Raw genomic sequence first — 23,518 nt, 5'->3', positions numbered from 1 at the left:
CGCGATCCCTGTTCCAGTGCCAGCTTGCCACACTATCGCGGCGGACGGGATTGCGACCGTCGACTGGTCAGCGACCGTCCAGTCGCCCGATCAGCTTCTGCATCGCGGTCATGGCTCCTCCGAGCACGGCCGGGATCCCGCCGCCGGGGTGTACCGACGCGCCCACCCGCCACAGCCACGGGCGCGCCAGGCTGGTGTAGCCCGGCCGGTGGAACGGGCCGCTCTGCCAGAGTGGGTTGGTCGCGCCGTACAGCGCACCTCCCGCGGAGCCCCAGCCTGCGAAGTAGTGCGGGTCGAGCACGACATGATCGCGGAACAGCTCGGTGATGGGCCGGCTCAATCCCACGGCCGCGCTGACCCGGTCGATCTCGTGGGCGACCCAGGGAGTGTCGAGATCGTAGTGTCGGCCATCGGCAGGCGCCGTGAGGAGAACGGCCACCGTCGCTCGATCGTTGGGATAGATTTCGTGTGGCCGGTAGTAGTTCAGGAATGCCATGGTCTGGTCCGGCGCAACGACCGTGTCCAGACTGCGGTGGAGGGCGGCCGGGTCGTCGGGCAGTATCACCGAGTGTGTAGCCGTTCCACGGGGCAACGGCGTATCCAGGGACGCGTAGATGGCCACTCCGGAGCAGGACAGTGGCCGCTGCCGTGCGCGCGGTGCGCCCAGGAGCTCGTCGAGAACGCCGCTGTCGAGACCGCTCACGATCACATCAGCTTGGTAGGTCGCCGACGTGGTGGTCACACTCCCCTGTTTGACTGATTTGACGGGCTCACCCAGGTGCAGATTCGCGCCGGCGTGCACGGCGAGCCGGTAGAGCGCCATCGGCAACTCGTTCACGCCTCCCTCGGGCACCCATACGCCGTCCGTGGCCATAATTGCTGGCATGCTCGCATACAGCGCGAGGGTCCGTCGGGGCGAGACACCCGCGTTGAGGGTGTGTATGGCGATGATTTCCCGCAGGCCGTCGGGCATCCAGGTCAAGCCATCGAGAAAGCCCCGTGTGGTCAGCCGTCTGCCGTAGAGACGGAAGACCCGGCGCACGGCCGGCAGCGAAGCTGGGCTGGCTGGGTCGGTTGTGAGCATGCTCGTGACTTCGGGGCCCAGCCCACCGTGTTCACGTTCGAACCGGGTCCAGGCCGCATGCCACGGATGCCCCTGCGGAACCGGCAGGGTGACGCTGTCCCCCGCAAAGAAATACCGACCGACTTCGGGCAGTCTCTTCAGGGTCAGCGCGGCGACCGCCGCAGCCTCGGCGGGAGCGGGCCGGCGGGCACCGAGGGCGTCGTAACGAGCGAGTAATTCTTCCCAGACCGGCGGGAAAGTGACTAGCGCGGGCCCGGTATCCACCCGCTGCCCGTCGATCTCGAGGCGCCTGCTCTTGCCCCCGATCCAGTCGGATCCCTCCAGCACGGTCACCGCATGCCCGGCGCGGGCCAGCAGCGCGGCGGCGGTCAGCCCGCCGATGCCGGCGCCGAGCACGACGATGCGCAGGGGAGTCGTTGCCGTGCCGGATCGCTTCATGGGTATGTTCCTAACAGAATGGCGGCCACGACCTGGGCGCCGGCGACGGAACCGGCGACGTAAGGGAACACGATCGAGTACCGATAGAGCCGGCGGGCCGTCGCGGGTATCGGGTCGCGCCCCAACGACATCACGAGCCAGCCGGCGATGAGCAGGTTGACCAGCGCTACCGGCCAGCTAATAAGGGCGAAACCTACGGTGGACAGGGCCCACCAGATGGCGCTCCACACCGTTGCGCCGCGCGCGCCGAGATGGACCGCAGTGGTGCGAATACGCGCCGCGCGATCCTCATCGATATCCTGGACCGCGTCATAGGTGTGTTTGGCGACACTCCAGGCCATCAGCCCGATCGCCGCCGACCAGATCGGCCGCTCACCGACCGCAAGCGGCACGAACACCAGCGGGAAGGCATAGGCAGCGTTACTGAGCGAATCCACGTACCGCCGGGCCTTGAAGCGCAACGGCGGCGCGGAGTAGAAGACGAAGATGAGGGCATAGGCCATAATCCAGGCAAGCGCGGCTGGCGGCAGCGTGAGCAGGAAGTAAGCCACGAAGGGCACGTTGGTCAGCAGTACCCCGATAACGATGGGGCGCACTTCGGAGCCAAGGATGCGTGCCCCCTCAAGACCACCCTTTCGGGTGTTCTGGGCATCCGTTGCCTGGTCGAAGATGTCGTTCACACCGTAGATCAGCAGGTTGAAGGGCAGGGTCACCCAGAGGAGTAGAGGAAACACATCCCAGCGCCACAGGTCTCCCATCAGCCACATGGCGATGACGGTGGTGCCGATTGTGTTCACCCAGAGCACCGGACGGGAGATATGAATCAGGCGGGTGAGCATTTTCTCACTCTAGCTAGCCTGGCGAGAGATCTCGCCGCTTGAGATCTCGCGCCGGGCGATCAGCAGCCTGGCTATCTACGCAATTGCGCCCCAAAGGCCCTCTAAATCGGCCCGCGCGCCGGCCCGACGAGTGCAGCGCTGGTTCACTCGCGGGTGCACTGGCTAAGCTCAAGCTGTGGCTCATGAACTCAAGCGAATTTCTACTCGGATCGGCTCTATCGCGGAGTCGGCGACCCTCAAGGTCGACGGAAAAGCCAAGGCCCTGCAGGCGGCCGGGCGGCCGGTGATCAGCTTCGCCGCCGGGGAACCCGACTTCCAGACACCAGAACACATCGTGGAAGCGGCCTTGGCCGCCGTGCGCGATCCGAAGAACTACCGCTATACCCCGGCAGCGGGTCTTCCCGAGCTGCGCGATGCGATTGCCGCCAAGACACTGCGCGACAGTGGACTCGTGGTTTCGCCCAGCCAGGTCGTCGTCACGAACGGCGGCAAGCAGGCCGTCTACCAGGCGTTCGCCACCCTGCTCGATCCGGGCGACGAGGTCATCGTGCCGACCCCGTACTGGACCACCTACCCCGAGGCGATCCGGCTGGCCGGTGGCGTGCAGGTCGATGTCTTCGCCGGCAGCGACCAGGGCTACCTCGTGACGGTCGAGCAGCTCGAAGCCGCGCGCACCCCGCGCAGCAAGGTGCTGCTCTTCGTCTCACCCTCGAACCCCACCGGGGCGGTCTACTCGCCTGAGCAGACGCGGGCCATCGGCCAGTGGGCCGAAGACAATGGCCTCTGGGTCATCTCCGACGAGATCTACCAGAACCTCACCTACGACGGCGTGCGAGCAGTCTCCATCGTCGAGGCCGTTCCAGCGCTGGCCGACCGCACGATCCTGGTGAACGGTGTCGCCAAGACCTACGCCATGACCGGCTGGCGCCTCGGCTGGATGGTCGGCCCCGCCGACGCCATCAAGGCGGCGGCGAACCTGCAGTCGCACCTTTCCTCGAACGTGTCAAACATCTCGCAGCGCGCCGGAATCGCCGCGCTCAACGGCCCGCAGGACGCCGCCGAGGCCATGCGGGTAGCCTTCGATCGCCGCCGCAAGCTCATCGTCGCCGAGTTGAACAAGATCCCCGGCGTCGTGACCCCCACCCCGCAGGGAGCCTTCTACGTCTACCCCGATGTGACCGGGCTGCTGGGTCGTTCGTGGGGCGGCGTCACCCCGACGACCTCACTCGAACTGGCCGACCTCATTCTCGACCAGGCCGAGGTGGCCGCCGTTCCCGGCGAGGCCTTTGGTCCTAGCGGATTCCTGCGCCTGTCGTATGCCCTCGGCGACGATTCCCTGCTCGAGGGTGTGCAGCGCCTGCAGCGCCTGTTCGCTTAGTACGGCATCCGTCGACTGATGGATGAGGGAGACAACCATCGGAGGAGGTACGGGGGGCGCGGAAGTGGGATCATGAATCCATGACAGCCACACCCCCGGTCGTGCAGGTGCGCGACCTGCAGAAATCGTATGGCAGTGTCGAGGCCGTGCGCGGCGTGAGCTTCTCGATCGAGGCCGGGGAGACCTTCGCCCTGCTCGGCCCGAACGGTGCCGGCAAGAGCACGACCATCGAGATTCTCGAGGGCTACCGCGACCGCACCGGCGGCGAGGTGAGAGTGCTGGGCGTTGATCCGCACCGCGGCGGCCTGGATTGGAAGGCCCGCATCGGCATTGTGCTGCAGACCAGCAACGAGAGCGGCAATGCGACCGTGACCGAGCAGCTGCGCCACTTCGCCGGGTTCTATCCCCATCCCCGCGACGTCGACGAGGTCATCGACGCGGCGGGTCTGCGCGAGAAGGCGAAAACCCGCATCAGCAAGCTTTCCGGCGGGCAGCGCCGCCGAGTGGATGTCGCCCTCGGCATTATCGGACGCCCCGAGCTGCTGTTTCTCGACGAACCGACCACAGGCTTCGACCCCGAGGCCCGGCATCAGTTTTGGAACCTGATTCGAGGACTCAAGGCGGAAGGCACCACCATCCTGCTGACGACCCACTACCTCGACGAGGCCGCGCAACTCGGCGACCGTGCCGGAATCATCGTCGGTGGCCGGCTCATCGACATCGGCCCGCTCGACACAATCGGCGGAGCGGATGCTCGCGTTCCGGTCGTGCGCTGGCGTGACGGCAACGGATTGGTGCACGAGGAGCGCACGAGCCGCCCGGCGCAGGTCGTGGCGGACCTGGTCGCCAGCGGCAAGGGCGCCGAACTCGAAGGTCTTGAGGTGATCCGACCAAGCCTCGAAGACGTGTACCTGTCCCTCGTGCGCGGTCACGAAGCGACGGCCGCCGGGAACGAAGCTGCCATGTCCGCCCCTGAGGCTCGGCCCGATCCAAGCCGGCTCACCGACAAGGACGTGCGAGCATGAGCGCCACGATGATAGGCACCCGCCCGCAGCACACAGCTCCGAGCACGCTCGCGCTCGGCCTGTCCCGCATAGGCTATGAAACACGCCTGTACTTTCGCTCCCCCGACACCCTGTTGTTCACGTTCTTTTTCCCCTTCATCATGCTTGGCATTTTCACCGCCGCGTTCAGCTCCTCCGGAAATATCGGTGCCAATCCCGACGGTACCGGCGGCGTCAACGTGGGCGCCTACTACCTGCCCGGAATGCTCGCCGCCGGCATGCTTCTCTCCGGTGTGCAGAACCTCGCCGTTGATATCGCCGGCGAGAAAAGCGACGGCACCCTCAAACGCCTGGGCGGCACCCCGCTGTCCCCGCTGAGCTATTTCCTCGGCAAGATTGGACAGGTGTTCGTCACCGCAATTCTTCAGGCCGGCCTCCTGCTTCTCGTGGCGCGACTGGTGCTCGATATCGCGCTGCCGAGCGAACCGGAGAAGTGGGCAACCTTCGCCTGGGTGTTTGTGTTCGGCGTGATCACGAGCGCGTTTCTCGGCATCGCGCTGTCGGCGGTGCCTCGGTCGGGGCGCAGCGCCACGGCTGTTGTGGCTCCCGTGGTGCTCGTGCTGCAGTTCATCTCGGGCGTCTACCTGCAGTTCACGACGCTGCCCGAGTGGATGCAGAACCTGGCGAGCATTTTTCCGCTCAAATGGATGGCGCAGGGCATGCGTTCTGTCTTTCTTCCGGAAAGCTTCGCTGCTGCCGAGCAGAGCGGCACCTGGGATTTGCCCTGGGTGGCCGGCGCCCTCGGCGTCTGGCTGGTGCTGGGGCTCGTGCTGAGCCGGGTGACGTTTCGTTGGATTCGACGCGACGCGTGAGCCTGGCCTGAGGCCCGGGGGCTAAAGCAGCTTGCGCTCGAGCGCCCAGGCGGTCAGCTCGTGCCGACTCGACAGCTGAAGTTTACGCAGCACGGCCGAGACGTGCGTTTCGACGGTCTTGGCCGCGATGAACAGGGTACTGGCGACCTCCTTGTAGCTATAGCCGCGAGCAATGAGGCGCATCACCTCGGTCTCGCGGGCGGAGAGCCGGTCGAGTTCCTCGGTCGTCTCGGCCGTCTCCCCGGCGACGGCGCCGAATGCGTCGAGCACGAATCCGGCCAGGCGGGGCGAGAACACGGCGTCCCCCTCGGAGACCCGACGTGCCGCCTCGGAGACTTCAGCCCCGGAGGCGCTCTTGGTGATGTAGCCGCGGGCGCCGGCCCGAATGACGCTCACGACGTCGTCGGCGGCGTCGGAGACGCTGAGCGCCAGGAACAGTGTGTTCGGTGCGCGCGGCGCCGCCTCCCGAATGACCTCGGCGCCGCCCCCACCGTGACCCCCGGGCAGATGCACATCGAGCAGCACGACCCGCGGCTGCAGGTCGATCACCCGCGCGATCGCCTCGTCAACTGTCGCCGCCTCGCCCAGCACGGTGATGTCGGCCTCGAGTTCGGCGCGCAGTCCCGACCGAAAAATAGAGTGGTCGTCGACGATGAGAACCCGCAGGCCAGCGGATGCCGCGCTCGGTTCGGTGGCCGCCCGGTCGCTCGGATTCTGGTCGGTCATCGCACGCTCGTTTCGGTGTGGTGTTCATCGGTGACGGGCGCGGTCGCCGCCGGCAGGGTGAGCAGGATCTCGGTGCCGGCGCCGCCGGGCCCTGGCCGCACGGCGGCGGTTCCGCCCGCCCGACGCATGCGCCCGAGAATGGATTCGCGCACGCCGAGGCGGTCTTCGGGGATCTGGTCGAGCCGAAAGCCCGGGCCCCGGTCGGTGACGCTCAGTTCGATGCCGCGAGCCCCCGTCTCGAGGTAGACCGACACCGCGCCGCCGGCATGCCGAGCCGCGTTGAGCATGGCCTCGCGGGCGGCGGCGACGAGTGATTCCGGGGCATCCATGCTGCTGGAATCGGTGCTGGCGGCCGAGCGCACGCCGACACCCGCCCCGACCGTCACCACCTCGAAGTGCACCGCAAAGTCGGCTTCGATCTCCCCGGCGATGCGACGCAGCGCGGCGGCCAGATCGGTCGCCGGTTCGGCGCCCGCGGCGCGACTCCCGGTGAAGAGCCACTCGCGCAGTTCGTGCTCCTGCGCGCGGGCCAGCCGCGCGGCGTCGCTGTGCGGCCCGGCCTTCTGCTGAATGAGGGCGAGGGTCTGCAACACCGAATCATGCAGGTGCGCGGCGATGTCGGCCCGTTCCGCTTCACGGGCGCGCGCGGCACGCTCGTCGGCGAGGTCACTCCACAGGCGCAGCAGCCACGGCGCGGTCACCACCGCAACGCCGAGCAGAACGGATGCCGCCGCCAGAATAACCGTCCATGCGTTCGGGTTCGTGCCGGTCACGAAAAACAACAGAATCCCGACCGCGACCAACACCAGCGCCCCCAGAATGCGCACGAGCAACGCCGAGGATTGCTGTGCCGCACCGCTGCGAATGTCGGCGAACTGGCGCCAGGCGAGCGCGGTTCCGGCGAGTACGACAATGGCGGGCACCACCACGGCGAGCGGAATGTCGGCGCCAAGGCGGCTCGCTACGAGGGCGCTACCGGCAGCCAGCAGGGCCAGGCCGAGCAGAATCTCGGTGACGGGCGCGGCACGGGCGGAGTCGCCATCCGCTCGGGCGAACCCGCTCCGGCCGTTTGTGGCGTCGGAACCCGGTAGTGCCGCAGCGGCCTGAACCGGCTCAGCGGAAGCGGGGGACACGACCGGCGACCGGGCGAGGCTCGACTTGGGCAGCGGGTCGACTGCGGCCGCTCCAGAAGGAACTGTCACCCACAGCCAGGCATAGAGCAAGGCGCCGAAGCCTCCGCAGAAGCTGAGCAGCACCGTGACCAAGCGCACCGTGGAGAGGGGGACCCCGGTGTGCTCGGCGAAACCCGCACACACTCCGCCGACGAGGCGGAGCCGGGGCCGGGTCATCCGTTCGGTTCTCACGTGTTTATCCAAGCACGCCCCACCGACAGGGCGGAACCCGGCAGGAATCAATCAGGGTTCAATCAGGGTCATCCCCCATGGCAGCGGTCTCAGCGCGCTGTCAGACTCGGATCATGACCGACACACCGAGGGCGCAAACACCTCGCCCTGACCAAATCACCCGCTTCTTCGACTGGATTCGCGGCAGCGGACTACACCGTGACGGCGACCGCTGGATCGCCGGAGTCTGCGGCGGCATTGCCGCCCGCACCGGGCTCGACCCCCTGATTGTGCGCGGCATTGCCGTTGTGATCGCCATCCTCGGCGGCCCCGTCGTCTTCGCCTACGCCGTCGGCTGGGCGCTGATGCCCCGCGGCGCCGGCCGCATCTATGCTGAAGACGCCATTCGCGGGCGGTTCCAACCGGCCATGATCGCCATCGGAGCGCTGCTCCTGTTCACCGTCGTGCCCCTGTTCCGCGGTTTCTGGTGGAACGGCCCGGCCGGTTTCTGGGCCCTCCCCGACTGGCTCTCCGGCATCTTCTCGTTCGGGTGGGGGCTGGCCATCACGGCCGGTATCGTCTGGCTGATCGTGTATCTGGTGCGCCGCAGCAAGAGGTCTCCCGATTCGAGGCCCGGTTCCGGGCCGTTCGCTCCCCCGGCCGGCCCCACTGGACCAACGGGCCCGTTCGGTCCGGGCAGCGTCTACGACCCGCGACCGGATTCCGCCCCCGACGCGGTCGTGCACGCCCAAACGGATGCTCCGGCCCCGGCGCCGGATTCCGCCCCGACGAGCATGTCAGTGGCGACCGCCACCGACACAGCCGCCCCGAGCCTGGCTTTCGCGGCCACGAGCACAGCCACGGCCACCCCCTATGCCCCGACCAATCCGTACGCGGCCGATTCGGCCAGGAGCATCCGCTCGGAACAGAATCGAGCGTGGCAGGAACAGAACCGCGCCCGCCAGCAAGCCCACCGCGCCCGGGTGCGCGCCCGCCGTCCCGGTGCCGGCTACAGCGCCATTGTGCTCGGCCTGGCTTTGGCCATCGGCGCCGTGACTGCCTGGGTGAATTCGAGCGGCGTCTGGTCGCAGGACGCAGTGATTCTCGGCCTCGCCTTTGCACTCGGAGTGTTGGCCCTCGGCATCGTGATCGCCGGCATTCGCGGTCGCACCGACGGCGCCATGGGCGGTTTCGCCTTTCTGGCGGCGGCGACCCTAGTCGTGCTCGGCGTGTTTCCGCAGGGCACGCAGTTCTCCGCCGTCGGCAACACCGTCTGGGTGCTCAGCGCCAATTCGGCCATGGCGAACCCCGACACGAGCTACGCCATGATCGTGGGGCAGTCCACCCTCGACCTGAGCGATTTCGACAACCCCGGTCTCGACGAGGACGCCGTCATCGACGTCTGGCTGCTCGCCGGCGCCACCGACATTCAACTGCCAGCGGATGCCCCGGTGCGCGTCGAATCGCACGCCCTGGTCGGCGGCGTGGAATATTCCGGCCGCGCTGTGGCCGCTGAAAACGGCGAGCACACGGGCGTGTTCGCCGTCGATGCGCGCACGTTCAATGCGAACAGCCGCAGTGATGGGCCGCTCGTGCGCATCTGGACCCTCGCTGGCGTCGTCACGCTCGATTCCTCCAACAACTAGGACCTCATCATGACTACTCCGCTTTCGCCCACGAGCCCCAACGCTGATCACACCGGGGCCAACACCCCCACCGAAGATTTCTCTGCAACTCCGCTGGTTGGGGGCGAATCCGGCGCCGATTACTCGGCCGAATCCGGTACCGCGACGACCGGCGCGACCCTGTCGGACAACCCGACTATCCCCTACCCGGAATCGAGCCGTGCCCCGCGGGAGAACGACTTCTTCGCCCCAAACACCGACCTGCCGACCGCTGCCACTGCCACACCCCGGCTGCGCCCCCGCTTCGGCACGATTCTCTGGGGCATCCTGCTCCTGGCCTTCGCCACCTACATGGTGGTCTTCACGCTGCTTCCGGCACCGCCGGATCCCACGCTCTGGCTGCTCGGCGGTGTGATCGCGGTCGGGCTCGGCCTGGTCGTGGCCGGCATCGCCGCCGCCGCTCGCCGCGCAGACTGACCAACACGCCTGTCGATTAGAGCGTCAGCCCCACGAGCACCGGCTCGGGCTGCAGGTTCACGCCAAACTCGGCCTGCACCCGGCCGAGCACGTACCGGGCCAGTTCGGCAACTTCCTCGGCGGTGGCCCCGCCGGTGTTCGTCAAGGCGAGGGTGTGCTTGCTCGACACCGCTGCCTTCGATCCCGGCAGACGAAAACCCCGACCGACCCCGGAATGCTCGATCAGCCAGGCCGCACTGAGCTTGACCAGGCGCACGGGTTCCTCGCCGGGAATGGGTCCGACGCCCATATATTCCTCGAGTGGAATAACTCGGTCGGCCGGCTCCGCCTCGAGCTGCCAGCGCGGCGCATCCGTCGGCAGTGAGCGCGCAAAGGTCTCGGTGACGATCGGGTTGGTGAAGAAAGACCCCGCGCTGTAGGTGTCGGGGTCGTCGGGATCGAGCACCATGCCCTTGCCGGCCCGCAGGCCGAGAACGGTGGCGCGCACGATCGACAGCGGCACCCGGTCACCGAGCTGCACGCCGAGCGCTCCGGCGAGTTGGGCATACTTCAGGGGCTGGCCGAGGGTGCTCCCCAAAACGGATGCCTCGGCTGCGGTATCGTGCAGCTCCAGTTCGATTGCGAGCACCACGCCGCGCAGGCCCTGCTTGAGCGCCGAGGTGCGGTAGCCCAGCGCCAGGTCTGCGCGTTCGAGCCGATCGACCTCACCGGTCTCGTAAGAGAGAAAGTCGATCGCGATCAGGCTGTCGGAGAGCTCCTGACCGTAGGCGCCAATGTTCTGCACCGGGGCGGCGCCGCACGATCCGGGAATGCCCGAGAGCGCCTCGATGCCGGCCCAGCCGTGATCGACGGCGTATGCCACGAGGTCGTCCCAGGGTTCGCCGGCCTGTACGCGCAGCCGTACCCGGGCGCCAACGTCGGCGCCGGCGTCAGAGACGGCCGCATCCGCGGCATCCGCTTTGCTGCTCTCAGGTGCAGCGGCGAGTACCTCGATGCCGCGGGTCACCACGCTAATCACGATGCCGTCGAAGCCCTCATCAGCGACGACGGTGTTGGAGCCGCCACCAAGCAGGAGCCAGTTTTCGTCCAGGCCCCAGACCACGAGCGTCTCAGTGATGAGGTCCTGCTCGGTGACCGGCGCCACCAGGGCGGCGGGGGGTCCGCCGACCCGAAAGGTGGTGAGTGTGCTCAGGGCAACGGGTTCGATCATGGTTCAGGCCAGGTTGACGCGTGCCTGCGCCTTGCCGAGAACGGTCGAGCCGTTGAACGTCACGGTCAGGTCGATGCGGGCCACGCCGGCTTCGAGATCGAGCGCGCCGACCTTGGCGACGACGGTGACGGTTGCGCCATCCGTTGCGTCAACGAAGACCGGGCGGGTGAATCGCACCTGGTAATCGATGACCCGGGCGGGGTCGCCGGCCCAGTCGACGACGGGTTGCACGGCCAGGCCCATGGTGAGCATGCCGTGGGCGAGCACGCCGGACAGCCCCACCGACTGCGCGATATCGTCGCGATAGTGAATGGGATTGAAATCACCGGATGCTCCGGCGTAGTGCACGAGGGAATCGCGCGTCAGGGCGAAACTCGCCTCGGCGACGACGTCGCCGACCGTGAGATCGGTCACTGATCTGATAGGTGCGGCGGGGATCATTCGTCTCCCCTGACGACGAGGGTGGAGACCGCGGTCACGACGTGTGCGCCGCTCGCATCCACAATGGTGGACTCGGCGGTGACCATGGAGTGGCCGCCGAGGCTCTTGATGCTCGTCACCGCGAGGGTCGCCGTGAGTTCGTCACCGGCGACAATCGGGCGGGTATAGCTGAAGCGCTGGTCGCCGTGCACGACGCGGGTGAAGTCGATTCCGCCATCGGGTTCGGCCAGAAGTTGGGCCAGGATGGCCTCCTGCACGACCACGGCGAACGTGGGCGGAGCGACGACGTCGGTGTGGCCGGCCGCGCGGGCCGCCTCGGGATCGTGGTTGATCGGGCTGGTCGCGAACACGGCGCGGGAAAATTCGCGCACCTTTTCACGGCCGACAAGATACGGTGCGACCGGCGGAAAGACCCGCCCCTGCAACTCTGGGTTCACTGACACCCGTCGAGTCTACTAAGCGCGGTCACGAGCACCCGGCAACAGGGCGCACACTATTAACCGTGAATTGTGTATCCGTGCGCCTCGGTGACCCCGAGGTAGCCCCTCTTCTGCTTGACCTGCACCGCGAATACGAAACGCGCTACGGCGACGGCGATTCCGTGCACGACGTCGACGGGGCCGAGTTCGATCCGCCCAGCGGCGGCTTTCTCGTGCTCGTCGACGGCGACGTGACCGTGGCCGGCGGTGGCCTGCGCCAGTTCAACGACACGACCGCCGAGGTCAAGCGCATGTGGACCAACCCGAACTACCGCCGCCAGGGTCACGCGAAAACGATTCTGCGCGAGCTCGAATCCCTCGCCCGAACCCTCGGCTACGAGCGGATGCGCCTGGAAACCGGCTACGCCCAGCCCGAAGCGCTCGCCCTGTACCGCAGCCTCGGTTTCACCGACATCGGCAACTACGGCATCTACGAGCGCGCCTCCGGCTTCGAACTAGACCTCAGCTGACAGGTGCAGTGGGCGCCCGGCCCGGTCGAGGCGCGGTACCCATTCACCGTAACGGCTCCAGTCTTCTGGCTACCGCGAGCCTCCGCAAATTACGGCCACGTCTATTGCACACTGTTACCCCGTTTCGCGGGTGGGAAAGGGCGCCGGGGAGGTAGCGTTAGAGGGCTATGCAAAACAAATTGACTCCGCACCCCGACCTTCCGATCGACCTTCCGACCGAGGAACGCATCCGCGCCGCCGTCGCGCACTACGGCGAGTCCGTCGTCATCGACAATTCCGTGGCACTGTTGCGCGCCAAGAATGCCGGAAAGGACTTTCTGCTCTACGCCGGCGGGCGCCACGCCCTCGGCATCCTCGAGGGCGCCCCAGCCCTGTACTGGCCCGAGCTGTGGGGCGCTCGCGCGCTGCTGCACGTGTGGGGAGAGTCGGCTGCACCGTACATCGTCGTCGGGCTGAACAACCAGGCTTGGCGGGTGCGCGAAATGTGCGCCAAGGTCGTGCTGCTGCGCGGCCTGCAGGTCGTCCCCAAGCTCGTGCGCCTCACTACCGATGAGCACCCCCGGGTGCGCGCGGCGGCCCTGCACGCCCTCGCCGACCAGGGATCCACCGCCAACATCGCCACGATCGAGGTGCGCCTGCGCGACCCCGACAAGGAGGTGCGCCGAGCCGCCCAGCAAGCGCGCGATGCAATTCGCACCCGGCTCAAGTTCACCGACGCGGTTCCCGAGACCATCGCGTCTGAAACAACAGCGCCCGAAACGAACGCGCGTGCAACGGACGCCGAGGCCTAAGCAAGCCGACCGACCTGCCTACGGCCGCCGGAGCAGCGCTCCCTCGTGCCGACAGGTCGCCGCTGCGGTCAGCATGGCGTCGGCCAGCAGCGACTGCCAGCTGGCGGCATCCTGCGGTACACCGTCGTGAACGATCGTGCAAACGGATGCTGCCAGCGTCGCATCCCCGGCACCCATCGTGTCGATGACCGGGCCATCGAGCATGGCGATGGGCACGCTGATCTGGCCTTTATCGGCGAAGGACACCGAGGCGCCGAGGCGCCCGGCTGTTGCCAGCACCGTGTGTGCGCCGCTCGCAACGAGTCGCAGTCGCAGCTGCTCGAGCGTGCTGTCGTAGAGAAGGTCAGCGTCTTCGTCGCCGACCTTCACGAGCAGGCTGCGCGCGGCGAGTGCCTCGAAGTTGCGCACGAATCGGGGGCCGTCGTGCAGCATGCCGGCCCGCGGATTGGGGTCGATGAAGAGGCGTCGTTCCGGGTCACTCACGCAGGCCGCGAATGCCTCGGTCTGCGCGGTGTCGTCGAACGGAAAGCAGCTCACGACGACCAGCTCGGCGCTCTCGAGGGCCGCGCGCTCCGCCGCACCGAACTCGATGCGGCGTGCCTTCGCTGCCGGGTTGAAGAAATAGCGCGGCTCGCCGTCGGTGCGGTCGGACACGGCCCGCGACGACCCGAGCGGGCCGGTGGTTGCGATCAGCTGCACGCCGTATTTCTCGAGAAATTCGCGAATCACCGCGCCGTCAGCATCGTCGCCGACCATCGCGATCAGGGTCGTCGGCAGGCCGAGCACCGCCAGTCCGACCGCGACGTTGAGGGCGGCTCCGCCGGCGAATTCCCGGCTCGCCTCCGAATCACGCAGCACGTCGATCAGAGCATCGCCGACGACAACGACGCGGGTTGGAGCGTTCTGTTCAGGCATGGGGTCCAATCTCTGCGAAAGGCGCGAACGATGAGCTCGGTCGGTGCACTCTAGGCTAGGCCCAGCTCACGGCACGCGCGGCCCCGACCAAGCGGTGCCCGCACAGCAGGTATGGGCACAGCAACGGCCGCCAGCAGGAGTCCAGTCTCCTGCTGCCGGCCGTCAGCGGTTATGCCGGGTTAGACGCTCTTGCGCCCCGACATCGATCGCATGAGGAACATGATGACGGCAATGACGGCGAGCACAATACCGACCCAGAGTAGAAACTGAAGCGACTCCACCAAGCCGCCAGTAATGAGCAGCACGACCGCAATAATGGCCACAATGATGAGCAGCGGATTCATGGTCCAACCTTTCATTCACGCGCGGGAAAATCCCGAGTGCCCAGATACTACCCCCCTCACGGGGCCGCAAGCAGATCCCGCGGGCGGCATCCGCTTCGTGTCGCGTGGTCCCACCACGACCAAAAGCAGCCACCCGATTACTCTCGTCGTTACCATTGAGCAATCCGCACGCTCGGGGCTGGATGCTTTCGCTCCCGGCTGCCGCCCTGTCTGGAGCCCGATGCGACACTTCACCCTCACCCAGTTGCGGTACTTCGCCGTCGTGGCCGAGCTGCAGAGCATGACCCAGGCCGCCGCCCGATTACTGGTGAGCCAGTCCGCCGTCTCTACGGCGATGGCGCAGCTGGAGCGCACCCTCGGCGCCCAACTGTTCCTGCGCAACCCATCGATGGGGCTCAGGCTCACCCCGACCGGGCGCAAGTTCGCGCTCGACCTGAAGGGGTTCCTCGACCACGCCGATTCCCTGTTTGAATCGGCCTACGGAACGGCCGAAACGCTCATCGGCGAGCTGACCGTCGGGGTGTTCTCACCGCTGGCTTCGTTTCGGCTGCCGGCCATTCTCAAGGCGTTCGAGGCCACCCATCCCGGCGTCGACGTGACTTTTCTGGAGGCCGACCTCGCCTCGCTGCAGACGGCGCTCCGCGAGGGGCGATGCGACCTCGCATTGATGTACGGGCACGGACTCGGCGCCGGGTTTTCCAGCCAGGTGCTCGAACGTGTTCCTCCGCACGTTATTGTTCCCGCGGGCCACTGGGCCGCGAATATCCCCGGCCAGGAGGTTGCCCTGCGCGACCTTGCCGGAGAGCCGCTCATACTGCTCGACCTGCCGCACAGCCGGGAGTACTACGAGAGTCTGTTCGCCCTGGCCGGGGTGGCACCCAACGTGCGCCACCGGTTCGCCGGCTATGAAACTGTGCGGTCGTTCGTGGCCCAGGGCCACGGCTATGCCCTGCTCAACCAGCGGGTCTACAACGACGTGCCGTATTCTGGCGGTCGGGTCGTCCCCCTGCGCCTGGTTGACGAATTTCCGCCGAGCGAGGTCATGCTCGTGCGGCTGAGCACCGCGCTGCCGACCCGCCGAGCGCTGGCCTTCGAAGATACCTGCCGACGCTTGTATGGGGCGGCGCACCCCTGACCCATCACCAAAATCGATGCGCTCGGCCATGAGAATCAATTGGACACGGGTGTTTCGCAGCGCGCAAGCTTGACCAGAATCGGCCGCGCACTCCCGGCAGCGCTCGTCTTTGACCGGGATCCCGGCTGCAGTGATCAAGAAGGATCAGTGTTCGAGCAGATAATTCACGTGTCGTCCCGGTTACAGACCAACGGATGCGCCGCAATATGACCGACACACGGCTCGCCAAGAGTTCACCGGCCAGAAACGCAGCGGCGAGCGCCGGAATCATCGCGATCGTACGGTGGGTGTCGTGACCACGACCGCAGCCACCGCCCCGATCAGTCCGCCAGCCGAGACCGCTCCCCCGAAGAAGTTGACAGGCCTGCAGAAACGCGTCCTACTCGGCGGCAGCATCGGCCAATTCATCGAGTTCTACGACTTCACCCTGTACGGATTGACGGCCGTGATCTTCTCCCAGCTGTTCTTTCCGAGCACGAACCCGATCCTCGCCCTGCTGGCCACCTTCGCCACCTTCGGTGTCGCGTTTGTCGTGCGCCCGCTCGGCGGCTTGTTCTTCGGCTCCCTCGGCGACAAGATCGGGCGGCGCAAGGTGCTCGCCATCACCCTGCTCGCCATCGGCACCGCGACCGCCTGCATGGGGTTGCTCCCCACTTTTCACCAGATCGGCTTCTGGGCCCCCGCGCTTCTGCTGCTCCTGCGCCTCGTGCAGGGTTTCTCGGCCGGCGGCGAATCGGTCGGCGCCCCCTCCTTCGTGTTCGAACACGCCCCGATCGGCCGCCGCGGTCTCTGGCTGAACATCACCATCGCGGCGACCGCGCTGCCGTCGGTGTTCGCCGGCACGATGATCCTCATCCTCAGCCAGAGCATGTCCGACGACTCGTTCACCGCCTGGGGTTGGCGCCTGCCGTTCCTGATCGCCCTGCCCCTGGCCCTGTTCGGCGTCTGGATTCGCAGCAAGACCAGCGAGAGCAAGTCGTTCACCGACGCCCAGGCAACAAAGACCAAGGAGTTCAGCCCGGTCAAGGAGACCTTCCGAGAGAACAAGTTGCGCATGGTGCAGGTCATCTTCGTAATGGGCCTGACCGCGATGGGTTTCTACTTTCTCTCGGCCTACTTCGTGGCATACGTACAGACCACCGGAAACCTCAGCCGCGAACAGTCCCTGCTGGCCAACGCGGCCGCCCTCGCCCTGTACGCCGTGCTGCTGCCAATGGGCGGGCGCATTGGCGACAAGGTCGGGCGTAAGCCGATGCTCATCGCCGGGTCGGCCGCGATCGCGGTGCTGGCCATCCCGAGCTTCATGCTCGTCACGAGCGGCAGCCTGCCGCTCGCTCTGCTCGGCCAGATGCTGTTCGTGATCCCCCTGTGCATCTACGGCGGCGGCTGCTACACCTTCTTCGTCGAGATCTTCACGACCAGAACCCGCTTCACGAGCGCTGCCGTGAGCTACAACCTCGGCTACGCCATCTTCGGCGGCACCGCGCCGCTCGTCGGCACCGCCCTCGTCGCCAGCTCGGGCGTTTCGTTCGCCCCGGGCTTCTACATGGCCGGCGCGGCCGCGATCGTGCTCCTGCTTGTGACCCTCACCAAGGTGCCCGAGACGCGGGGGCGTCTGGGCTGAGCGTTTGCAGCATCCGTTCACGCATTACTCGCCCAATAAAAGGAGTCCATATGTCATCTGCTGACTTTCTCACCGACTTTCACCACGTTGCCACCATCGGGGCCACGCCCCGCAACGGCGTCGACCGTCAGGCGGCCACCGCCGAAGACGCGCAGAGCCGCGCCTGGTTCGCGAATTGGGTGACCGACGCCGGCTACACCCTGCGCGTCGACGGTATCGGCAACATGTTCGGGCTGATCGAGTGGACGCCAGGCGCCCCCTACGTGCTCGTCGGTTCACACCTCGACAGCCAGCCGCTCGGCGGGCGCTTCGATGGCGCTTACGGCGTGCTCGCCGCATTGCACGCGGCCCGCAACGTCGACGAGCTGGTGCAGGCGAGCGGTACCGTGCCGCCGTTCAACCTCGCCGTCGTGAACTGGTTCAACGAAGAGGGCGGCCGTTTCGCTCCGAGCGTCATGGGCAGCAGCGTCTTTGTCGGCCTGTTCGACCAGGAGCAGATGCTGGACGTGACCGACCTGGCCGGCGTGACCGCCCGCGCCGCCCTGGCCGAAATCGGCTATCTCGGCACCGACCCGCGCCCGGTCACGGTGAGCTACGCCGAGATCCACATCGAGCAGGGTCGCATCCTCGAGCGCGAGCAGATCGCGATCGGCGTCGTCGACCGCAGCTGGTACACCCAGAAACTCGACATCGAGGTGCTCGGAGAGCAGTCCCACACCGGGGCGACCGCCATGGCCGACCGGCACGACGCCCTCGTGGCCGCCGCCAAGATCATCCTCTTGGTGCGCGAGGTCACCAGCGACTTCGCCGACGAGGCCATCGTGTCGTCCGTCGGGCAGCTAACCCTCGAACCCAACTCCCCCATCGTGGTCGCCCGCCGGGTACGCCTGGTCGCCGACCTGCGGAGCGGCGACCCACAGATCGTGCAGGCGGCCCGCGCCACCCTGCTCGAGAAGATCGCGGCGCTCGCGATCGAGCACGAGATCAAGATCAACGTGACCGACTTCGATGTTCGTCCGATCAGGTATTTTCCTGAAGGAGGCCTCCAGCTGGCCGAAGCGGCCGCCGCGCGCGCCGGGCTGTCCACCCGCCGAATCCAGACCATGGCCGGCCACGACTCGGTCGCGATGAACACCATTGTGCCCTCGATCATGCTGTTCATTCCGAGCGTCGACGGTGTCTCGCACTGCGAACGCGAATTCACCACGGATGCCGACATGGTCTTCGGGCTCGCGCTGCTCACCGAGGTGACCACGGCTCTGGTCAGCGGGGCGCTGGTCGACGGGGCTTTGGTCGATCCGGCCGAGGCTCCCGCACTGGCCTCTACGGCCCGGGCGTAGTCGGGCCGGGCGTGATCAGCCGCACCGAACCCGCTCCCACCCAGTCGAGCGCTACCACCACCAGCATGACCGACCTGGCCTATCTGGGCGCAACCGAGGCGCTCGGCCTGTTCCGGTCGCGCGACTTGTCACCGGTGGAGCTGCTCGAGGCCGTGCTGCAGCGTATCGACGCGGTCAACCCGCGCGTCAACGCGCTCACCGAACAGCTGACCGATGAGGCCCGAATCGCGGCCCGCGACGCCGAGCGGCAGTACCGGTCCGGCGGTCAGCTCGCCCCGCTGCTCGGGCTGCCGGTCGCGGCGAAGGAGAAGCATTCCCTCGCCGGGCACGTGCTGAGCAACGGGCTCGTCGCCCAGCGTGACGTGGTTGCGAGCGCGGATCATCCGGTGATCAGCCGCATACGCTCGGCCGGCGGCATCGTGCATGCGCGCACCACGACGCCTGAATTCTGCTGCGCCACGGTGACGCACTCCCCGCTCTGGGGGGTCACGCGCAATCCGTTCAACCACGATCTCTCTCCCGGCGGCTCCTCGGGCGGATCCGGCGTCGCCCTTGCGGCGGGGTTTGCGCCGCTCGCCACCGCCTCGGACATCGCCGGATCGACCCGGCTGCCAGCGGCCTTCACCGGCACCGTCGGGTTCAAAGCACCCTACGGTCGCATTCCGGGCGTCGCGCCGCTGTCGGCCGACCACTATCGCGGCGACGGGCCGATGGCCCGCACGGTAGCGGATGCCGCCCTGCTCGCCAACGTGATGGCCGGCCAGCACCCAGGTGACCATGCCTCGCTCGCCGCCGCTGCGCCGCTGCCGAGGATGTGGCCCGCGGTCGCGGGCCTGCGCATCGCCCTATGCATTCGCCTCGGCGACTACCTGGTCGATCCCGACGTAGAGGCCAACACCCGCGCCGTGGCTGCGGCCTTGCAGAGCGCCGGCGCGATCGTCGACGAGGTCGAACTGCCCTGGACCACGGCCGAAATTCACCGAGTGTCCTTCACTCACTTCGGCCATATTCTGGGCCCAGCGATGGAGGACGAGACCCGTGGCGCCGAGAGAGCCCTCGCCGCCTACACGGTGCAGTTCATGACGGATGCCCGGGCTGCGGCCGCCGATACCCGCTTTCTTGACGGTCTCTCCGCTGAAACCCGCATGCAGGGCGAACTAGCCGCGGCGATGACCGGGTTCGACGCCCTGATCTGCCCGACCTCGGCCGTCGCCGCGCTCACGGCCGAGGGTCATTATCTTGACGGCATCACGGCCGGCGGCGAGCGCCTTGAACACTACTGGCAGGGCCACATGACGGTGCCGTTCAATATCGCGAACCGGTGCCCGGTGCTCGCGGTGCCGAGCGGCCTGGCCGACTGCGGCATCCCCACCGGGGTGCAGATCGTCGGGCATCCGTTTGATGACGGCACGGTCTTTCGCGTCGGCGCCGCCGTCGAACAGGTGCGCCCGTGGGCGCATCGCTACGCACTGATCGGCGGCTGACGCTCGTGGCACGTGTTTGAGAAGACGGCCCCGGTTCAAACCAGTGCCACGTTCTCAAACACGTGCCGCGAGGCCCGGCTCGCTCAGTAGGTCGGCAGCGCGGGCTCGATCTCCCTCACCCAGGCCAGAATGCCACCCTCGACCTGGCGCACATTCTCATAGCCGCGGCGCTGTAGCTCGGCCAGGACAGCAGCAGAACGCGGCCCGGCCTTGCAGTGCAGCACGATGTCGCGGTCGCGGTCGAGAACGGCCTCCTCCGAGAGGATGCCGCCGTGCGGAATCAGCAGCGCCCCCTCGATGTGCACGATGTCGTATTCCGCCGGTTCCCGAACATCGATGAGGTCGAAGTCGAGCTCGCTGCGCGCCCGGGCAGCGAGCAGGGTGGCTAGTTGCTGCACCGAAATCGCATCCGTGGTGGATGTTCCGCAGAACAGGTCATAGTCGATCAGCTCGGTGACCGGTGGCGTGGCCAGGTCGCGTGCGATGCTGATTTCGCGCCAGGTCGCGTCGAGGGCGTTGAAGAGCACGACCCGGCCGAGCAGCGTGCGGCCCACCCCGGTGATCAGTTTCACCGCTTCGGCGACCATCGTGGCGCCGATGATTCCGCACAGCATTCCGAATACGCCGCCCTCGCTGCAGCTCGGCACCGAGCCGGCCGGCGGGGCTTCCGGATACAGGTCGCGGTAGGTCGGGCCGTGCGTGTTCCAGAACACGCTGATCTGCCCGTCGAAGCGCAGAATGGACCCCCAGACACACGGTTTGTCGAGCAGCGCGGCGGCATCACTCACCAGGTAGCGGGTGGCGAAGGTGTCGGCGCCGTCAATGATCAGGTCGTACTGGGCGAACAGGTCGAGGGCGTTCGCCGCCGACAGCCAGACATCGTGTTGGTGCACGGTGACGAGCGGATTCAGCTCGGCGACGGCCGCGGCGGCGGACGCCAGTTTCGAGCGGCCGAGTGCCGAAGTGCCGTGGATGATCTGGCGTTGCAGGTTGCTGAGATCCACCGTGTCGTGGTCGACGATGCCGAGCGTGCCGACCCCGGCGGCCGCGAGGTAGAGCAGCACCGGCGAGCCGAGACCGCCGGCGCCGATCACGAGCACGCGCGCATTCTTCAGCCTGCGTTGGTTGAGCGGGCCAATTTCGGGCAGCAGAATGTGGCGCGAGTACCGCTCGCGCTCGGCCGCCGTGAGGGCCGCGCCGGGTTCGACGAGTGGTGCGAGCATCCGCTTCACAGGTCGGGCCGCCCGGCCATCGGTGACGACGCCAGGGCCAGCTCACGCCGCGGGATGCGGCCGGCCAAGGAGGCACGACGGCCAGCGATCACAGCGTGCCGGAAGGCGTCAGCCATGAGAACTGGGTTCTGCGCGCGCGTCACCGCGGTGGCCAGCAGCACGGCATCGCAGCCCAGCTCCATCGCGAGGGCCGCGTCAGAGGCGGTGCCGATTCCGGCGTCCAGCACCACGGGAACGCCGGCGCGGGCCACGATCAGCTCGATATTGTGCGGGTTGAGAATGCCGAGGCCTGTGCCGATCGGCGCCCCGAGCGGCATCACGGCCGCAGCGCCCAGGTGTTCGAGCCGCAGCGCGAGCACGGGGTCGTCATTCGTGTAGGCGAACACCGTGAAGCCCCGCGCGACGAGCTGTTCGGTGGCCTCGACCAGCTCGACCGCATCGGGCAGCAGGGTCTGCTCGTCGGCGATGACCTCGAGCTTGATCCAGTCGGTCGCAAGCGCCTCCCGCGCCAGCTCGGCGGTGAGCACGGCCTCGCGAGCGGTGAAACAGCCGGCCGTGTTGGGCAGCACGCGGATGGAATTCTCCATCAGCAGCTCGAACAGCGAACCGGTGGCGGCCACACTGTGGCGCCGCATCGCGACGGTGGTCAGTTCGGTTCCGGAGGAACGCAGTGCAGCCCCGAGACCATCGACGCTCGGGGCTCCCCCGGTGCCCATGATCAGGCGTGAGGTCAGCTCAACGCCGTCAATGACGAGGCTGTCCGGGGTCGTCGGCACGGTCATCCTCCCTGCACCGCGGTCACGATTTCGATCTCATCGCCCGCTGTCACCGCGGTCGACCACCAGAGGCTGCGCGAAACGACCGCGGCGTTGCGGGCCACGGCCACCCCGACGCGGCTTCCGTCGACTGCATGGCCGTCGGTCGCGATGGCCCGGCCGGTGATCTCGGCCACGAGGTCGGTCACGGTGCTGCCCGGTTGAACAGATCGTCGCTGGCCGTTCACGGCGATGGTTACGGTCACGAGTGGCCTCCTTTCAGTGAAACGGATGCGGGAGCGCGGCTCGAAAATCGGTCCGGTCGAAAGGCCCGCCACCGATCGTCGGCAATTCCCTCGATGAGCTGGAGACAGCGCTCGGCGGCGACCGGGGTGAGCAGTACGCCGTGGCGGAAGAATCCGGTGGCGACAATGAGGCCGGAAATGTCACCGTCAGCGCCCCCGACGCGACCGAGGAGCGGCGCGTTGTCGGGGGTTCCGGGCCTGGCGCGGGCGGTCGTTTCGATCAGTTCGAGTTCACTGACCGCGGGCAGCAGCACCTGGGCGTCTCGCAGCAGCTGATAGACGCCGCCGGCTGACACCACGCCCGAGCCGTCTTCGCGCTGGGTGGCTCCGATCACGAGCGTTCCGTCGGTGCGCGGAACCAGATACACCGGCACACCGTGCACCAGTCCGCGAACGGTGCAGGTGAGCAGGGGTTGCAGGTGCTCGGGCACCCGCAGCCGAAGGATGTCCCCGTAGACCGGGCGAAGCGGCAGGTTGAGGTGTTCGGGCAGCCCGCCCAGTGCTGCGGCTCCGAGCCCGTTGGCCACGACCACCTCAGTGGCTGTGACCGTTGAGCCGTCGAAAAGGGTGACGCCGGTGACGCGGGAGGAGGCATCCGCTGAATTCTCGTGCAGCAACCCGCTGGCCTGCACGCGTATGACGGCGTCCTGGCCGTGGCGCGCGAGCTCCAATTGGATGCACTCGGTGAGCCGGCGCGGGTCGACCTGATGGTCTTGCTCCACCACAAAGGCGCCAGAAATCTGGGGGCTGAGCAACGGTTCGAGCACCCGCGCTGCGCGAACGGTGATGGCCTCGACGCCCAGTCCGTTGACTACCTGCACGCCGCGCAGGTCGGCGAGCGCCTGCCGGTCGGCCGCGTCTGCGCCCACATTCAGGGTTCTCGTACGCTGGTAACCGGTCAGGTAGCTGTCGGGCGCGAGCGAGTCGATGAAGCCGGGATACAGGTTCGAGGAGGCAAGCATGAGCTCGAGCAACGCCTCCTCCTGGTAGTGCAGTTCGCTGACCGCGGCGAGCATTCCGGCCGCAGCAAAAGTGGCACCACCGGCCGGATCCGGGTCAATGACGGCCACCGTGCGGCCGGACTGCGCTACAGCCCAGGCGATGCCGAGCCCGATCACGCCGCCGCCGATGACGGCTACGTCGACCGTACGCTGTGCGCGCCGCTCACTCATGGTCTGCACCGAGGCCGGGCTGAAGCCCTTTAGGG

At 67.4% G+C, this 23,518-nt stretch carries 24 protein-coding genes; 11 read left to right on the top strand and 13 right to left on the bottom strand.

Annotation, left to right across the window (positions count from 1 at the left end; all coding sequences use genetic code 11):
• Positions 1-67: 67 nt before the first annotated feature.
• Both CXY78_RS08110 and CXY78_RS08105 read right to left on the bottom strand, forming a co-directional pair.
• Positions 68-1,522 carry an NAD(P)/FAD-dependent oxidoreductase gene (locus CXY78_RS08110; RefSeq protein WP_104088941.1) on the bottom strand — a complete coding sequence of 485 codons (1,455 nt, stop codon included), beginning with the start codon at positions 1,520-1,522 and terminating at the stop codon, positions 68-70.
• Positions 1,519-2,361 carry a UbiA family prenyltransferase gene (locus CXY78_RS08105; protein ID WP_104088940.1) on the bottom strand — a complete coding sequence of 281 codons (843 nt, stop codon included), beginning with the start codon at positions 2,359-2,361 and terminating at the stop codon, positions 1,519-1,521. The genes CXY78_RS08110 and CXY78_RS08105 overlap by 4 nt, the downstream gene beginning before the upstream one ends.
• Before the next feature lie 175 nt (positions 2,362-2,536).
• Between CXY78_RS08105 and CXY78_RS08100 the strand changes: the two genes are divergently transcribed.
• From CXY78_RS08100 to CXY78_RS08090, 3 genes are all read left to right on the top strand, one after another.
• On the top strand, positions 2,537-3,739 hold the full coding sequence (locus tag CXY78_RS08100) for a pyridoxal phosphate-dependent aminotransferase (protein ID WP_104088938.1): 1,203 nt from the start codon (positions 2,537-2,539) through the stop codon (positions 3,737-3,739).
• An 80-nt stretch (positions 3,740-3,819) separates the two neighbouring features.
• On the top strand, positions 3,820-4,764 hold the full coding sequence (locus tag CXY78_RS08095) for an ABC transporter ATP-binding protein (RefSeq protein ID WP_104088937.1): 945 nt from the start codon (positions 3,820-3,822) through the stop codon (positions 4,762-4,764).
• Positions 4,761-5,615 carry an ABC transporter permease gene (locus tag CXY78_RS08090; protein WP_104088935.1) on the top strand — a complete coding sequence of 285 codons (855 nt, stop codon included), beginning with the start codon at positions 4,761-4,763 and terminating at the stop codon, positions 5,613-5,615. The genes CXY78_RS08095 and CXY78_RS08090 overlap by 4 nt, the downstream gene beginning before the upstream one ends.
• 21 nt (positions 5,616-5,636) lie before the next feature.
• Here CXY78_RS08090 and CXY78_RS08085 read toward each other — a convergent pair whose 3' ends face one another.
• On the bottom strand, positions 5,637-6,341 hold the full coding sequence (locus CXY78_RS08085) for a response regulator transcription factor (protein WP_104088934.1): 705 nt from the start codon (positions 6,339-6,341) through the stop codon (positions 5,637-5,639).
• The gene (locus tag CXY78_RS08080; protein ID WP_104088932.1) at positions 6,338-7,705 is read right to left on the bottom strand and encodes an ATP-binding protein; all 1,368 of its coding nucleotides are present in this window, start codon (positions 7,703-7,705) and stop codon (positions 6,338-6,340) included. The genes CXY78_RS08085 and CXY78_RS08080 overlap by 4 nt, the downstream gene beginning before the upstream one ends.
• Positions 7,706-7,818: 113 nt before the next feature.
• On the opposite strand from CXY78_RS08080, the gene CXY78_RS08075 reads away from it, so the two are divergent.
• Complete coding sequence (locus CXY78_RS08075; RefSeq protein ID WP_158252790.1) at positions 7,819-9,330, top strand: PspC domain-containing protein; 1,512 nt, start codon at positions 7,819-7,821, stop codon at positions 9,328-9,330.
• Between the two features lie 9 nt (positions 9,331-9,339).
• The gene (locus CXY78_RS08070) at positions 9,340-9,786 is read left to right on the top strand and encodes a hypothetical protein (protein WP_092340439.1); all 447 of its coding nucleotides are present in this window, start codon (positions 9,340-9,342) and stop codon (positions 9,784-9,786) included.
• Positions 9,787-9,802: 16 nt separating this feature from the next.
• On the opposite strand, the gene CXY78_RS08065 is transcribed toward CXY78_RS08070, so the two are convergent.
• The 3 genes from CXY78_RS08065 to CXY78_RS08055 are packed head-to-tail and all read right to left on the bottom strand — an operon-like array spanning position 9,803 to position 11,880.
• Positions 9,803-10,996, bottom strand: coding sequence for a UDP-N-acetylmuramate dehydrogenase (locus tag CXY78_RS08065; RefSeq protein WP_092340440.1), 1,194 nt, complete (start codon positions 10,994-10,996; stop codon positions 9,803-9,805).
• A gap of 3 nt (positions 10,997-10,999) precedes the next feature.
• A complete protein-coding gene (locus tag CXY78_RS08060) occupies positions 11,000-11,437 on the bottom strand; it encodes a MaoC family dehydratase (RefSeq protein ID WP_092340441.1) in 438 nt (145 codons plus the stop codon).
• Positions 11,434-11,880 (bottom strand): MaoC family dehydratase N-terminal domain-containing protein, encoded by a 447-nt coding sequence (locus CXY78_RS08055; protein WP_104088929.1) that lies wholly within the window; start codon positions 11,878-11,880, stop codon positions 11,434-11,436. The genes CXY78_RS08060 and CXY78_RS08055 overlap by 4 nt, the downstream gene beginning before the upstream one ends.
• A 59-nt stretch (positions 11,881-11,939) precedes the next feature.
• Here CXY78_RS08055 and CXY78_RS08050 point away from each other — a divergent pair, with 59 nt between their 5' ends.
• Together CXY78_RS08050 and CXY78_RS08045 are read left to right on the top strand one after the other, a co-directional pair.
• Positions 11,940-12,386 carry a GNAT family N-acetyltransferase gene (locus tag CXY78_RS08050; protein WP_158252789.1) on the top strand — a complete coding sequence of 149 codons (447 nt, stop codon included), beginning with the start codon at positions 11,940-11,942 and terminating at the stop codon, positions 12,384-12,386.
• A 167-nt stretch (positions 12,387-12,553) separates the two neighbouring features.
• On the top strand, positions 12,554-13,177 hold the full coding sequence (locus CXY78_RS08045) for a HEAT repeat domain-containing protein (RefSeq protein WP_092340443.1): 624 nt from the start codon (positions 12,554-12,556) through the stop codon (positions 13,175-13,177).
• A gap of 18 nt (positions 13,178-13,195) precedes the next feature.
• Here CXY78_RS08045 and CXY78_RS08040 read toward each other — a convergent pair whose 3' ends face one another.
• Together CXY78_RS08040 and CXY78_RS21235 are read right to left on the bottom strand one after the other, a co-directional pair.
• A complete protein-coding gene (locus CXY78_RS08040; protein WP_104088927.1) occupies positions 13,196-14,092 on the bottom strand; it encodes a PfkB family carbohydrate kinase in 897 nt (298 codons plus the stop codon).
• Positions 14,093-14,271: 179 nt separating this feature from the next.
• Positions 14,272-14,436, bottom strand: coding sequence for a DUF2207 domain-containing protein (locus CXY78_RS21235; protein WP_139165815.1), 165 nt, complete (start codon positions 14,434-14,436; stop codon positions 14,272-14,274).
• A 220-nt stretch (positions 14,437-14,656) separates the two neighbouring features.
• On the opposite strand from CXY78_RS21235, the gene CXY78_RS08035 reads away from it, so the two are divergent.
• From CXY78_RS08035 to CXY78_RS08020, 4 genes are all read left to right on the top strand, one after another.
• Positions 14,657-15,571 (top strand): LysR family transcriptional regulator, encoded by a 915-nt coding sequence (locus CXY78_RS08035; protein WP_092340445.1) that lies wholly within the window; start codon positions 14,657-14,659, stop codon positions 15,569-15,571.
• A 292-nt stretch (positions 15,572-15,863) separates the two neighbouring features.
• Entirely contained in the window at positions 15,864-17,195 is a 1,332-nt protein-coding gene (locus CXY78_RS08030; RefSeq protein WP_233206126.1) for an MFS transporter, read from the top strand.
• A gap of 50 nt (positions 17,196-17,245) precedes the next feature.
• A complete protein-coding gene (locus CXY78_RS08025) occupies positions 17,246-18,535 on the top strand; it encodes a M20 family metallo-hydrolase (RefSeq protein ID WP_104088925.1) in 1,290 nt (429 codons plus the stop codon).
• A gap of 11 nt (positions 18,536-18,546) precedes the next feature.
• On the top strand, positions 18,547-20,019 hold the full coding sequence (locus tag CXY78_RS08020) for an amidase (protein ID WP_369827281.1): 1,473 nt from the start codon (positions 18,547-18,549) through the stop codon (positions 20,017-20,019).
• A gap of 83 nt (positions 20,020-20,102) precedes the next feature.
• On the opposite strand, the gene moeB is transcribed toward CXY78_RS08020, so the two are convergent.
• Genes moeB through thiO form a run of 4 tightly spaced genes read right to left on the bottom strand, consistent with a single transcriptional unit; the run spans position 20,103 to position 23,483 of the window.
• Positions 20,103-21,242: a molybdopterin-synthase adenylyltransferase MoeB gene (gene moeB, locus CXY78_RS08015; RefSeq protein ID WP_104088924.1), complete on the bottom strand. Its 1,140-nt coding sequence runs from the start codon at positions 21,240-21,242 to the stop codon at positions 20,103-20,105.
• Between the two features lie 5 nt (positions 21,243-21,247).
• Positions 21,248-22,033 carry a thiazole synthase gene (locus CXY78_RS08010; protein ID WP_092340448.1) on the bottom strand — a complete coding sequence of 262 codons (786 nt, stop codon included), beginning with the start codon at positions 22,031-22,033 and terminating at the stop codon, positions 21,248-21,250.
• The gene (gene thiS, locus CXY78_RS08005) at positions 22,030-22,272 is read right to left on the bottom strand and encodes a sulfur carrier protein ThiS (RefSeq protein WP_104088922.1); all 243 of its coding nucleotides are present in this window, start codon (positions 22,270-22,272) and stop codon (positions 22,030-22,032) included. Before thiS ends, CXY78_RS08010 begins: the two co-directional genes overlap by 4 nt.
• Positions 22,269-23,483, bottom strand: coding sequence for a glycine oxidase ThiO (gene thiO / locus CXY78_RS08000; protein ID WP_104088921.1), 1,215 nt, complete (start codon positions 23,481-23,483; stop codon positions 22,269-22,271). Before thiO ends, thiS begins: the two co-directional genes overlap by 4 nt.
• Between the last annotated feature and the right edge of the window lie 35 nt (positions 23,484-23,518).

The sequence above is a fragment of the Cryobacterium sp. N19 genome (assembly GCF_002929595.1).
Classification (GTDB): domain Bacteria; phylum Actinomycetota; class Actinomycetes; order Actinomycetales; family Microbacteriaceae; genus Cryobacterium; species Cryobacterium flavum.
The sequence above is the reverse complement of the archived record's forward strand: the minus strand, read 5'-3'. Positions and strand labels throughout refer to the sequence as shown.

Excerpts from the sequence above, each read along its gene's own strand:
- CXY78_RS08010 (WP_092340448.1), bottom strand. The coding sequence starts at position 22,033 with ATGACCGTGCCGACGACCCCGGACAGCCTCGTCATTGACGGCGTTGAG.
- CXY78_RS08070 (WP_092340439.1), top strand. The coding sequence starts at position 9,340 with ATGACTACTCCGCTTTCGCCCACGAGCCCCAACGCTGATCACACCGGG.
- CXY78_RS08045 (WP_092340443.1), top strand. The coding sequence starts at position 12,554 with ATGCAAAACAAATTGACTCCGCACCCCGACCTTCCGATCGACCTTCCG.
- moeB (WP_104088924.1), bottom strand. The coding sequence starts at position 21,242 with ATGCTCGCACCACTCGTCGAACCCGGCGCGGCCCTCACGGCGGCCGAG.
- CXY78_RS08065 (WP_092340440.1), bottom strand. The coding sequence starts at position 10,996 with ATGATCGAACCCGTTGCCCTGAGCACACTCACCACCTTTCGGGTCGGC.
- CXY78_RS08090 (WP_104088935.1), top strand. The coding sequence starts at position 4,761 with ATGAGCGCCACGATGATAGGCACCCGCCCGCAGCACACAGCTCCGAGC.
- CXY78_RS08095 (WP_104088937.1), top strand. The coding sequence starts at position 3,820 with ATGACAGCCACACCCCCGGTCGTGCAGGTGCGCGACCTGCAGAAATCG.
- CXY78_RS08025 (WP_104088925.1), top strand. The coding sequence starts at position 17,246 with ATGTCATCTGCTGACTTTCTCACCGACTTTCACCACGTTGCCACCATC.
- CXY78_RS08075 (WP_158252790.1), top strand. The coding sequence starts at position 7,819 with ATGACCGACACACCGAGGGCGCAAACACCTCGCCCTGACCAAATCACC.
- CXY78_RS08040 (WP_104088927.1), bottom strand. The coding sequence starts at position 14,092 with ATGCCTGAACAGAACGCTCCAACCCGCGTCGTTGTCGTCGGCGATGCT.
- CXY78_RS08105 (WP_104088940.1), bottom strand. The coding sequence starts at position 2,361 with ATGCTCACCCGCCTGATTCATATCTCCCGTCCGGTGCTCTGGGTGAAC.
- CXY78_RS08085 (WP_104088934.1), bottom strand. The coding sequence starts at position 6,341 with ATGACCGACCAGAATCCGAGCGACCGGGCGGCCACCGAACCGAGCGCG.
- CXY78_RS08110 (WP_104088941.1), bottom strand. The coding sequence starts at position 1,522 with ATGAAGCGATCCGGCACGGCAACGACTCCCCTGCGCATCGTCGTGCTC.
- CXY78_RS08060 (WP_092340441.1), bottom strand. The coding sequence starts at position 11,437 with ATGATCCCCGCCGCACCTATCAGATCAGTGACCGATCTCACGGTCGGC.
- thiO (WP_104088921.1), bottom strand. The coding sequence starts at position 23,483 with ATGAGTGAGCGGCGCGCACAGCGTACGGTCGACGTAGCCGTCATCGGC.
- CXY78_RS08035 (WP_092340445.1), top strand. The coding sequence starts at position 14,657 with ATGCGACACTTCACCCTCACCCAGTTGCGGTACTTCGCCGTCGTGGCC.
- CXY78_RS21235 (WP_139165815.1), bottom strand. The coding sequence starts at position 14,436 with ATGAATCCGCTGCTCATCATTGTGGCCATTATTGCGGTCGTGCTGCTC.